Here is a 12597-nt window from a genome sequence, read left to right as displayed (position 1 = left end):
TAGTTAACATAAGTTTTCGCAATCATCGCAACGACTTATGTCAAAACAAAAACGAATCGCAATACTTACATCCGGGGGCGACGCCCCCGGCATGAACGCAGCCATACGCGCTGTGACTCTCAAAGCCCTCTCCTTCGACCATCACGTGTTCGGCTATTACGGCGGTTACAATGGTCTCATTGGTGAACATTTCACTGAACTTGGCGCTGCACATGTTGCTGATATTATTCATCGTGGCGGCACGATACTCAAATCAGCACGTTGCAAAGACATGCACACTAACGCAGGTATACTTCAAGCGGTGAATAGTTTGCGTAAAAATCACATTGACGCATTAATTGTTATCGGCGGTGACGGTAGTTTTAAAGGCGCACAAGAACTCGCACAACATTGGTCAGGGCAAATTATTGGCATTCCCGGTACGATTGATAATGATATCAACGGTACCGATGCAACCATTGGCTTTTACACTGCCATCGACACAGCTCTTGATTGTATCGATAAAATACGCGATACCGCTCAAGCCTTTGAACGTACGTTTGTAGTCGAGGTAATGGGTCGCGATTGTGGCATCATCGCCATGGAGTCTGGCCTTGCAAGTGGCGCAGAGCAAATTATCTGTAAGGAGCTCATCGATGATGAATCTTCGTTTGTGCAAGACTTAAAAGAGAAAGTCGCTGATTCATTAAAAAATGATGCGGCGCACAGCTATGTCATTGTCATGGCCGAGCACTCGTTGAGCATATCTGCGCAAGAGTTAGCACAGCAACTAAGTAACTTTACTGGCATCGATAGTCGCAGCGCGATATTGGGATATGTACAACGTGGTGGTGCCCCAGTGGCTGGAGACAGAATTTTAGCAACCCAACTGGGAGTTGCTTCAATCGCTCATTTAGAAGCTGGCGATAATGGCGTGATGGTGGGCATTGAAGATAATAAAGTGACGCTAACACCACTTAAGGAAACCTCAGACACCCACCAGCGCAACAGAAGTTTTGTCGCGCGATTGAAAGAATATCGCCTTTAGTTTTGGTTGCTGCGCCTAGTTTGCTAGCGCAGCTTTAACCTTGTCTCGATAGCTTCGGCTTACTTTTAATTCCTGGCCATTACTAAGCACTAATAGGTATTCACCACTGACCTGCGTGACAAGCTTATTGATTTGCTTGGAGTTAACAATGGCGCTGCGATGCACGCGAACAAATAGATTAGGGTCAAGCTCTTGCTCTAATTCTTTCATCGTTTTACGCAGGATATGAGTTTGCCCATCACCACAGTGCAAACACATATAATCGCCAGCAGCATCAACCCACTCAATGGTGTTGGTTGGAACGCGAATAATCTCGCCCTGCTCTTTTACTGCAATTGACTCTGGGTACCGCTTCGTTTCTAAGCTGTCACCGGATGCCAACTTTTTGAGGATCTCTTCACAGTTGTTTCCTGTAATGCCCGCTACAAAACTTGCAAGCTTCTTCTTATGGGCATTATCTTGCTGTGTTTTAAGATGTGATTGCACTTTTTCCACCGCCTGTTTTAGTCTGTCGTCATCCACAGGTTTGAGTACATAATCGAGCGCATGTACTTCAAAAGCCTGCACGGCATAGCGATCAAAAGCTGTAACAAAAACGATTAAGGGTTGATGAGTCACTGGCAAATTCGATAATGCATCTGCCACTTCAAAGCCATTCATACCCGGCATCTGAATATCTAAAAACACCAAATCGATTTGCGCTGTTTGGCATAACTCAACGGCATCTTTACCTTGAGCAAACTCACCTACCAGTTCAATTTCTTGAACCTGCGCAAGTCGTACTGCCAAACCTTTGCGTGCTAATGATTCGTCATCAACAATAAGGGTTTTTATTGTATTCACTCTGTTACGGCCTTCTCAAAAGGGATACGAATGTTAACCGTCAATCCGGTCGGCGTATTCCCCGATAATACAAATGAATAATTGTTTTCGTAAAGGGTCTTAAGTCTATCTTTAGTATTTGCCACGCCAACACCTGAAGCATTCGCTAATTGACCATTTTTAAGTTCTGCGCCAGGTCCATTATCGCTGACCTCAAGCAACAACTCCTTCGCAAATACTTGCGCTTTAATGCTTATGATGCCGCCTTCAGTAAGATGCGCTATGGCATACTTCAAGGCATTCTCAATAATCGGCTGCAAGATGAGACTTGGCACTAACGCTTGTCTTGCGTCCTCACTAATCTGCATATCTACGGACAAACGGTCATCAAAGCGCACTCTTTCTATATCAAGATACAAACCTAGGGCATGAAGCTCTTGTTCTAGCGGCACCTTTTTTATTGGATCTGTATTGAGTGTATAGCGCAGGAAGTCACTCAAACGCGATACCATCTTGTTTGCGTCTTTATTTTGTTCAACCAATATCAGCGTTGAAATTGCGTTCAATGTATTAAACAAGAAGTGTGGATTTAACTGATAACGCAACATTTTCAACTGCGCTTCGTGAGCCATTGTATTTGCTTTAAGGGCCTTTTGTCTTTCACCTTGAAGCAACTGGTAATACTTAATGCCAAAGTACAGACCACTCCAACACAAAATAATATAAACAGAGTCTAGGCCTTGCTGAAAATAATAGAACCACTCGTCAGGACGGTATCCATGGCGGTATATTTCCCACAAATTAAACTTTTGCACTACCGACCAAAGCGTGCCTGTTATGTATGAAACAGAGAACACAACGGTAACAAGGATCCATGGCTTCGCATTCCAAACCTTACGATATAAATAACGCAAAGGCACCGTCATCAAGCAACCAGCATAGGCATTCAACAAGATAACGAATACGTAAATATCACGCATTTCGAACACCTTGGAGCCGATGTAGTTAACCAACGCATAACCAATCCAACCCGCTATTTGTAATACCCAAAAAAAGCGCTGACGGTTATCTACTAATTGTTGCCAATTCAAAATGACGTTCACTCCTTGGTAACGCAACATACTCATTGAGTTACTCATTTGCCTATAATCATTATTCATAAAGCAAGGTCAAAAAACACTGTATTTGGTCTTGCTTATTGCCGTCTTCAACGCAAAAACGCCGCAACTAGGTGCGGCGTTTTTACAAACTGTAGTGTGTTTATACACTTACGCGTTTGTAGTTACGATATTGTGGTAACCAATAGTTCTTATCTATAGCTTTTTGGATATCTTCGTCGCTTACTTCAAGCGCAACACCCTGCTCTATTGCAACCTTAGCAACCGCAAAGGCGATGCGCTTAGACAAGGTTTCAATCTGTGTAAGCGGTGGTAATAAGCTACCTTTGCCTTCGTTAGCCAGTGGCGAGCTTGCTGCGAGCGTTTCACTTGCAGCCATAAGCATTTCATCGGTGATACGATTTGCCTTAATAGCAATAACGCCCAAACCGATACCCGGGAAAATGTAGCTGTTGTTACACTGTGGGATAACCACTTCTTTATCTTCGTATCGCACTTTGCCAAATGGGCTACCTGTTGCGATGATGGCGTTCCCTTTTGTCCAGTTAAGAACATCTTGTGGGTGCGCTTCAACCTGCTTTGACGGGTTAGATAACGGGAAGATAATCGGGTTATCGCAGTTATCAGCCATGGTCGTGACAACTTGTTCAGTGAACAGCCCAGGCTGTCCAGATACACCGATTAAAATACCCGGCTTAGCACAGTGCATGACATCCAGTAACGATGCAAAGTCACCACTGTATGTCCACTCGCTCAGGGCGTCATTTGATTGTACCAAGGCTTGCTGGAAATCACGTAGTCCCTGCATATCTTCACTAAGAAGGCCAAAACGGTCTACCATAAAAATCTGACTACGCGCTTGTGCATCAGTAATACCCTCTGACACCATCTGGCTTATCACCTGTTCAGCAATACCGCAGCCCGCTGAGCCAGCACCTACAAATACGACTTTTTGCTCGCTGAGCTTCACATTTTTTACGCGACACGCAGCAAGTAAGGTTCCCACTGTAACCGCAGCGGTGCCTTGAATATCATCGTTAAAGCTACAGATTTCATCTCGGTAACGCTTGAGCAGTGGCATCGCATTTGGCTGGGCAAAGTCTTCAAACTGCAGCATGACATTTGGCCAGCGACGTTTAACTGCCTTAATAAATAAATCTAGGAACTCGTCATATTCTTCTTGGCCAATGCGCGGGTGACGTGCGCCCATGTACATTGGGTCGTTCAGAAGCTTCTCATTGTTTGTGCCTACATCGAGCATCACAGGCAAGGTGTACGCTGGACTAATACCACCGCAGGCTGTGTACAACGACAATTTACCAATCGGAATACCCATACCACCAATACCTTGGTCGCCTAAGCCCAAGATGCGCTCACCGTCGGTGACAACGATTACTTTTACTTTGCCTTTGGTAGCATTGCGCAGAATGTCATCAATATTGTGTCTATCTTCGTAAGAGATAAACAGGCCACGTGAACTACGATAAATATCAGAGAATTGTTCGCACGCATCACCTACTGTTGGCGTGTAGATAATTGGCATCATTTCATCGATGTGATCGCGCACCAAGCGATAATAAAGAGTCTCGTTATTGTCTTGTATCGCACGCAAATAAATATGCTTATTAAGGTTGTCGCTAAAGCTTGAATATTGCTGATAACAACGCTCAACTTGCTCTTCAATTGTTTCAAAACGCGGCGGTAACAATCCTGCTAAGTTAAAGCTTTCGCGCTCGCGTTGGCTAAAGGCGCTGCCTTTATTTAGCAACGGCGTTTCAAGTAAGGTTGGCCCAGAGTATGGAATATATAGGTAGTTTTGATCTGTAGAGTGCTTTTGTTTTTCAGATGATTTATCAGTCATGATGCCTACTTAGAGCTCAATTCAATTGCCTGATATTATTGCTGCTCAGGTTAAAATTGCAAACCGAAATCGGTTAGACGAGCGATTCTTTGAGAGATTTTAGGCTTGTTTGCAAATATACAACACAGCCATGAAGTTACATTAACATTTGCATGATGTGGAGCACTGTACGTGCTCCACTTAACACACATTATTTGCCCAGTGCGATGCCTTCTCGACGAGGATCGGCGGCACCATATAACTTCCCGTTTATAATTTCTACTGCATGAATGCCCGAGTTCAAGTCACCGACATAAACGCTGTGCCCACGCTTTTCAAATTCTTCTTTTTGCGCGGCTAGCTCCGTACCCTGCTCTAATGTCGTTTTATCGTTGCGATTGGTAATGCGCGGCAAGTTAATCGCATCCTGAGCACTTAATCCCCAATCCAATACACCAACAATACTGTGTGCCACATAGTTAATGATGCGACTGCCGCCAGGCGAACCAATCACTAAACGAATTGACCCATCTGAATTGAACACAATTACTGGAGACATCGAACTGCGTGGGCGTTTACCACCTTCCACGCGGTTCATAACGTATTTACCATCGCGTTTAGGCGATAAGGCAAAATCTGTTAATTGGTTATTGAGCAGATACCCATTGGCCATCACAGTGGAGCCAAAAGCCATTTCGATTGATGTGGTCATAGACACGGCATTACCGCTGGCGTCTATGATTGATATGTGGCTGGTATTTGGTAATTCATAAGAATCATCCTGTGCGTATGCAGCACCTGTCATTGGATTGCCATGTTTTTGCTTTTTATCTTGCTCAGTAATAAGCGCAGCACGGGTATCCATATATTGTTCGTCGAGTAAAGCTTGGGTTGGCACAGGTTGAAAATCAGGATCGCCCATAAACACCGCTCTATCGGCAAATGCTAAACGGGATGCTTGGGTAAAATAATGCAGTGCCACCGGGTCATTTGGCGCATACTGAGACAACTTCTTGTCTTCTAGAAATTTCAATATTTGTAAAACGGCCATACCGCCACTGCTTGGTGGTGCCATAGAACATACCCGATATGCATGATATCCCACACAGATTGGTGCGCGTTCTTTGGCTTGGTAAGACGCCAAATCATCTATGCTCAAAACCCCTGGCGCAATTGGGCTGTTGTTTACAGCCTCGACAATCGCCTTGGCGTTCTCCCCACTGTAAAAAGCAGACACGCCCTGAGTTGCAATACGCTTATATAACTGGGCAAGTTCAGGGTTTTTGCGAATGGTTCCGATTGCTAACGGCTGACCATTGGGAAAAAAATAAGCCTTGGCTTTGGGCATTAATTCAACGCCCGGATTAATTCTCTTTGCTATTAAGCCATGTAAACGTGGTGACACTTTAAAGCCTTGGTCTGAGAGCTTAATGGCATCAGTAAACAACTCTTCCCACGGCAAAGTACCGTATTTTTCATGAGCATCAGCTAGTGCTTTTAACACACCGGGCACTCCCACAGAGCGCCCCCCTACCACGGCATCAATCCAAGGTACAGCCTTACCCGTGCCGTCAAGGAACAACTCAGGTGTTGCCTTGCTTGGTGCAGTTTCACGGCCATCGAAGCTGGTTAAATGCTTGGTTGCATTGTCATAATGCATAATAAATGCGCCACCGCCAATTCCCGACGATTGTGGCTCTGTGAGTGTCAGCACTAATTGCACGGCAATCGCGGCATCAATGGCACTGCCGCCTTTTGCCAATACAGCTTCTCCCGCACGTACGGCATGAGGGTTAGCCGCTGCAACCATGTATTTGCTGCCCTCGACTTGTTGTTTGACAACAACGGAGGTGGTTGCTTCCGGCTCTCTATCCGCTAGGACTTGATTTGGTTTTGTTGGCGTTGCGGCGGTGCAACTGGCGCTAAGTAGAATAGTTAATGTCAGTGACAAAATTGTTTTTGGGAATGTCATTTATCATCCTTCGTCGACATGTGTGTTTGGCATCTTAAAATTAAACGGGCACAATGTGCAAAGTAAAGATTCTGCGTCCGGTTGTTTATGCGCTCATTATTAACAAATAAAAAGACTTATCTCGCCCCTTTGTTCGTTGTTTTTATATGTACTTTGGTCATGTTTTTAGGCTTTAACATTGATTTACGATTTGACCGAGATGCCATCGCAAATGGGCAATGGTATCGCATTCTAACGAGCAACTTTGTTCACAGCAATGATGCTCACTTGGCAATGAATATGGCAGGTGTGGGTGCACTGTGGTTGTTGCATCATCATTTTTTCAGTGTCACAAAATATTGGCTTTACCTGTGTGCCATATCACTGGTCACCACCTTACTCATTTATATATTCAGCAGCAATATTGATATCTATGTTGGCCTAAGCGGAACATTACATGGGTTAATCGCTTATGGTGCAATAAAAGATCTTCAAAACAAAGAGAAAACGGGCTGGTTATTACTCGTTGGTGTCATTGCAAAAGTAACATACGAACAGACAATTGGTGCAAGCAGTGATTTAGAAACGTTAATTGAGTCCCGCGTTGCTATTGAAGCGCATCTATTTGGCCTGCTATGCGGTCTGGCGCTTGGCGCTATAGAACTTTTAAGCATAAAAAAACCCAAGCATTAAGCTTGGGTTTTTAACACCTGCCTATTACAGGTTTTGTTCGAATAACTTATAGATACGACGATATTCATCCAACCAACTTGATGGCTGCACAAAACCATGTGGCTCTACAGGGAAAATCGCAGTTTCAAAGTTTTCTTTTTCCAATTCAATAAAGCGCTGCACCAGTCTCACCACATCTTGGAAGAATACGTTGTCATCTACCATAGGTGCATTGATCAAAAGTGGTTTAGCTAAGCCTTCAGCGAAGTAAATTGGTGAACTACGCTCGTACGCAATTGGGTCCACATCTGGGTGATTAAGAATGTTTGAGGTATACGGTGCGTTGTAGTGCGCCCAATCACTTACCGGACGAAGTGCCGCACCAGCTTGGAATAACTCAGGCTCTGTAAATAGCGCCATAAAGGTCATAAAGCCACCATATGAGCCACCATAAGTACCTACACGCTTAACATCTACGTTGGCGTTTTCAGCCATCCACTTAACACCGTCTACCAAGTCTTGTGTTTCTGGCGTACCCATTTGACGGTAAATCGCTGTGCGCCAATCGCGTCCGTAGCCTTTTGATGCGCGGTAATCCATGTCCATGACCACATAACCTTCGCTGGCTAGTAGTGAATGGAACATAAATTCACGGAAATAGCCTGACCAACCAAAATGCGAGTTTTGTAGGTAACCCGCGCCGTGGTTAAAGATCACCGCTTTACGGTTTTTACCACTTTCACCTTCTTGGTAATCGGCTGGGTAATACACTTTTGCGTAGACAGGCTGCTCGCCGTGGCTCGATGGCACAGCGACGATTTGCGGCGCGATTAATTTAGTTGCTTTAAACTCATCAGACACAGTGTGCGTGAGTTGTGTTACTTCAGCGTTAGGTACCGCGTCCATCACGAAAAGCTCTGGCGGTGACATAATCGTAGAGTGTGAAAGTAACAATTTGCTCTCATCTGGGCTCAATACGTAGTCAGTCATTCCGCCTAGGTCAGTCAACGCCTCTACTTGACCATTGTTGAGTGCTAATCTGTAGGTCTCATAAACACCTGGGTGCTTTTTATTTGCTTTGAAATACAAGTAACTATCGTCAGCAGTAAGGGTTAAGTCAGACACCTCAAACTTACCTTGAGTACGCTGTTGCGCCTTGCCATTTAACGCCTTGGTGTAAATGTGACTATAACCTGTCTCTTCCGACAAAAAGTACAGTGTGTTGTCATTATTCAACCATCCAAAATCGTTAAATGTGTAGTTGACCCACGCATCGTCATGCAAACGGTGCTGGTTAACGAGCTTTTTGCCATTAAAGTCAACTGTCGCAATCCAGCGATCTTTGTTGTCCCATGCTTCAAGCATCACAGCAACTTCAGACCCTGAGTTGTTCCACACGATGGCACTTTGATCCCAACCCCAGTCCATCATCAAATTGATTTCACGGCGCTTTTTCTCAGATTTATACTTTTTGCCCTCGCGCGCATAATTTTCAGCTTTAACATCGGCAAGTACATCTTCGTCCCAACCTGGCAGAGTATTGTAGGTTAACGTTGACTTCTGCTTACCTTGCAAGTCGATGTAAACGAGTTCTGTTTCTTGAGGTTTTGCATCAGCAACACGACGGCGCGCTGGCACAGCATCGATACCGGCATCATCAGTGATGTAATTAGGCATTATGTCGTCTTTTGAGCGCCAACCACGTGTATCAGTCAACGCCACTATCAACTTGGTACCATCTGGAGACAGCTGAGCATCAACTAAACGCTTGCTATCACCGAGATAAATATTGGCATCAACCATCGCTGTGTTTGCATCATTGAGCGCTTGCTCGCGTTGCACTCTATCTTTTTGGTTCTTATGCTGCAGTGCCACATAATCAATGAGCTTGTGCTGCTCTTTGGCGATGTAGGTACTTGGCTCATTCACTTTAACTGGTTTGTCTTCAAGCTTTAAGTTAACAAGCTCAGTATGTAAACCGCTTTGCAAGTCCACATGCATAAACATGTTGCCCACGCGATACACTAACGAGTTATCGTTTAAGAACTGTGGTTTAGATTCAAACGCAGAGGTTTTGGTAATTTGGATTAGGGTGTTTTTAGACACATCTTTTAAGAAGATGTCACCCTCAAACTCATATGCTTGCAGGCGTTTGTCTTTACTAAATGTTGCATCATCAGCACCGAGTTCATGCAAAGCACTGAGCGCAACCTGTTTACCCTCTTTATCAGCTAGCGCTTGTACATACGTATCTTTAAGTACACTGCCTTGCTGTTTTTGCTGATAAACGATGGCACTAGAGTCAGCAAGCCAAAAACCACCTTCTGGTTGATTGCCCAGCCAATCTGGGTCTGCCATTGCTTGTTCTAAGGTGATAGGAACACTGCCCACTTTAGTAGGAGTGTTTACAACAGCTTGCGGCGCTTGGGCTGCTTGTTCAACACGCTCAACTGGCGCTTGTTGTGTAGTTTGGCAACCTGTTAGGACAAAACTCGAGGCAACCGTAACCGCTAGAAAAGATTTATGGAACATAATTTTAGAATTCTTAATCCAAGGTGCCACGATTTAAGCAAAAACTGCCACACATTGACACTTTTTTTAGACCAAGATGTTTTTCTTTGAGGTAGATAACAACAAATGACAGCCAATTCCATGTTCGGTGGCGCGCCCACTCGCTCTTGTAAAGGTGGCTAATGCCTCACCACTGTAATGGTCATCCACGACGCTCTTCAACTAATTTAGCCGTGTTACTTTAGCGTGCTTGTCAGATGAATACTCATGGTAAATGTCATCCAAATATTGTGCTAACTCTTCCTCGTTTATATCCGAAGGTATTATTACGTCATAAACACGCGCACGCATGCCCGTGTCTGACTCATTAAATAACTGCCACTCGTGTTCTTTTTTTATGACAGACATTTGTTTACCAAAAACGTCAAACTTGATAATCACACCTACTCCTATTAGACACACAACGCCATAATAAACGGCGCAAAATAGTAGGCTAAAATAAGCGACCAAGGAGCGCAAACCTATTGTTTTGCGTCCATTGTTTAATTAACTGGTTACGTTTACTTTGCACCGTAGCTTCGTTTTTTTGCTAGGGCATAGCAACCAAAAGCAATTGCAAAACCAACACTGGATGGCATATACCCCATTAACACTGTAATTACGCTTGCTACTCCGATAACTGTGCCAATTAAATAAAGTGTAAATGGAGAAAAAATACCTTTTCCTTTTTTACCTCTACCAAAAAGCAATGAACAGCCTAATAAAAATAAAGGAACTCCTGCAATCAAGCTTAAAATCATTGCGGTAGAGTCATTAGATATAAACGATAAGCTAACTACACCGATAGAAATAAATAAACTCAAAAAGCCGAATATCTTTCGAGTTCGATTTGACACTTTATTTGTAAGATCATCTGGATTCGGAATTAGCATTAACTTGCCTGTAAAAATAACGATTTAATATCGAGCGATTGGGTCGTTTTTCTACCGCAATCTGTCTCGTTTTTGTCCTTAGACCATTGATAGCAAATTTAGGAAGTACTTACCAGAGTTGAAGTTACGCAACATCGCTCTGAACGTGTACATGACAAAAACGACCCGATGGGTCGTTGTCCTCACTATAGGAGAGATAAACAAAAAACTATATAAAAGCAGTTGTTTATTGTGCCATTTCCATTAACTGGGACACAGTGTTAGGCGGTGTCACGCTTTACACAAAGCCGATTGAAGGGAGCGCTACGAGCATAAAAAAAGGCCAGCAAGGGTGCTGACCAAAACTCTGCGCTAGCAATAAAACAGGCTATCAACCTGCTCTATCTAGATTGTTTGAGTGTTTTTTGTACAATTTAGTTCCCGCCGTGCGCAATTAATTTTAAATCCATCCACACCAATCTGTGATCAGACGACAGGGTGCGATCTTTAACTAGCTCATATCCCTCGTCTTGGATATGTGGCCAGAATACCCCTGCATCGACAATCTCCAGCCCTGCCTTAGATGGCAACACATAATCAGCACGCGCGCGCCAGCTAGCCGTGTAATATTTGGCATACTGCGCATCTTCACTTGCAGCCCCACCTGCACTTGCGGGGGGGACCGTCGCATTAACTAATGGGTGCTCAAGCAGATGATTAATGGCTTCAGGGCGCGCTTTTTCACCTTCTGGTGCTGCATTTAAATCGCCAACAACTACAAATCTACTCTGTGGCGCTAAGCCACCTTGTACGCCTTTGTCGTCAATTAAATAACTCGGCGAATTTTCAGTGATGTAATCAGCAACCAGTTTTATCTCTGCGATATTGCGCAAACCATTACGGTCTTCTGGGCCGTCGAACACTGGCGGTGTTGGATGAGAGGCCAACACGTGCAACGTATGCTCGCCGATGCGCACAGGAATATCCCAAAACGACTTTGAACTTAACTTTGCAGCGTGCCACGTTTGCTGATCGTAGAAAGGCTGCCCCTCAAGCATTGGCATCACAGCGTTTTCTTGTGTATGCCATTTAAGATGCTGAAAAGTGCGTACAGAATCTGCGTCGATAGGATAGCGACTCAACAAAACCATGGCATATTGCCCAGGGTAAAATCCGAACCCATAAGCATCGCCTGCATTGCCAGTCTTCTTGCCATTACCATCAAAGTCAAATTTAGAGCTTATGCCGGTGTTTGATGGTGCGCTATACGCATATGGATAATCGATAGCCTTCGCAGAGCCATGTGCCTTAGATAGAAAATTCGCTTTAAATAATTCGACATTACGTTGCCAATCTTGCGTGTAATCAAATTCGTTAAGCAAAATGATGTCAGGGCGTACCGTCTGAATGATCTGTGCGATGTTGTGTATTTGCTCGTTGGTACCCTCTGCCAACAGTTCAGGTAATGGCGACTCAGATAATTTGGTAAAATCTTTGACGTAATTAGAGCCATCCATACTCACATTGAACGTGGCAACGCGCACAGTTGGTGTAGCTATTTGCGTTTCGGCTTGTTCAATATGTACATCATCTGCAGCGCAACTTGTAAGTAAAAGAAGACCAAGGAGCAGCGCGCAGCTTAGTTTACTGTTCATATTCATTCCATTTAATAAGGCAAAGTATTGTGGGGGCGATGCAAAGCGAATGCACTCACGCCTATCACGTGCGATAAGATACAAAAAAAA

The 12597-nt window shown here is 44.2% G+C and carries 10 protein-coding genes; 2 read left to right on the top strand and 8 right to left on the bottom strand.

Going from position 1 to position 12597, the window contains the following annotated elements:
- Positions 1–37: 37 nt before the first annotated feature.
- A complete protein-coding gene (locus AAEU32_RS12490; protein WP_421970864.1) occupies positions 38–1027 on the top strand; it encodes an ATP-dependent 6-phosphofructokinase in 990 nt (329 codons plus the stop codon).
- Positions 1028–1042: 15 nt separating this feature from the next.
- Here AAEU32_RS12490 and AAEU32_RS12485 read toward each other — a convergent pair whose 3' ends face one another.
- The 4 genes from AAEU32_RS12485 to ggt form a co-directional block, all read right to left on the bottom strand.
- Positions 1043–1870 (bottom strand): LytR/AlgR family response regulator transcription factor, encoded by an 828-nt coding sequence (locus tag AAEU32_RS12485; RefSeq protein ID WP_421970863.1) that lies wholly within the window; start codon positions 1868–1870, stop codon positions 1043–1045.
- Positions 1867–2940 (bottom strand): sensor histidine kinase, encoded by a 1074-nt coding sequence (locus tag AAEU32_RS12480; RefSeq protein ID WP_421970969.1) that lies wholly within the window; start codon positions 2938–2940, stop codon positions 1867–1869. Before AAEU32_RS12480 ends, AAEU32_RS12485 begins: the two co-directional genes overlap by 4 nt.
- A 169-nt stretch (positions 2941–3109) precedes the next feature.
- Positions 3110–4828 carry an NAD-dependent malic enzyme gene (locus AAEU32_RS12475; RefSeq protein WP_421970862.1) on the bottom strand — a complete coding sequence of 573 codons (1719 nt, stop codon included), beginning with the start codon at positions 4826–4828 and terminating at the stop codon, positions 3110–3112.
- Between the two features lie 190 nt (positions 4829–5018).
- Positions 5019–6779 (bottom strand): gamma-glutamyltransferase, encoded by a 1761-nt coding sequence (gene ggt, locus AAEU32_RS12470; RefSeq protein ID WP_421970861.1) that lies wholly within the window; start codon positions 6777–6779, stop codon positions 5019–5021.
- 159 nt (positions 6780–6938) lie between these two features.
- On the opposite strand from ggt, the gene rrtA reads away from it, so the two are divergent.
- On the top strand, positions 6939–7451 hold the full coding sequence (gene rrtA, locus AAEU32_RS12465; RefSeq protein ID WP_421970860.1) for a rhombosortase: 513 nt from the start codon (positions 6939–6941) through the stop codon (positions 7449–7451).
- Positions 7452–7475: 24 nt separating this feature from the next.
- Here rrtA and AAEU32_RS12460 read toward each other — a convergent pair whose 3' ends face one another.
- The 4 genes from AAEU32_RS12460 to AAEU32_RS12445 all read right to left on the bottom strand — a co-directional run bounded on the left by AAEU32_RS12460 (position 7476) and on the right by AAEU32_RS12445 (position 12507).
- Positions 7476–9962: a S9 family peptidase gene (locus tag AAEU32_RS12460; RefSeq protein WP_421970859.1), complete on the bottom strand. Its 2487-nt coding sequence runs from the start codon at positions 9960–9962 to the stop codon at positions 7476–7478.
- A gap of 201 nt (positions 9963–10163) precedes the next feature.
- Positions 10164–10382: a DUF7661 family protein gene (locus tag AAEU32_RS12455; RefSeq protein ID WP_421970858.1), complete on the bottom strand. Its 219-nt coding sequence runs from the start codon at positions 10380–10382 to the stop codon at positions 10164–10166.
- Positions 10383–10501: 119 nt separating this feature from the next.
- Positions 10502–10873 (bottom strand): hypothetical protein, encoded by a 372-nt coding sequence (locus AAEU32_RS12450; RefSeq protein ID WP_421970857.1) that lies wholly within the window; start codon positions 10871–10873, stop codon positions 10502–10504.
- Positions 10874–11286: 413 nt separating this feature from the next.
- Entirely contained in the window at positions 11287–12507 is a 1221-nt protein-coding gene (locus AAEU32_RS12445) for an endonuclease/exonuclease/phosphatase family protein (protein WP_421970856.1), read from the bottom strand.
- Positions 12508–12597: the final 90 nt, after the last annotated feature.

It is taken from the genome of Pseudoalteromonas maris, assembly GCF_049257235.1.
Lineage (GTDB): Bacteria > Pseudomonadota > Gammaproteobacteria > Enterobacterales > Alteromonadaceae > Pseudoalteromonas.
This window is presented reverse-complemented; position numbering and strand designations above follow the sequence as displayed.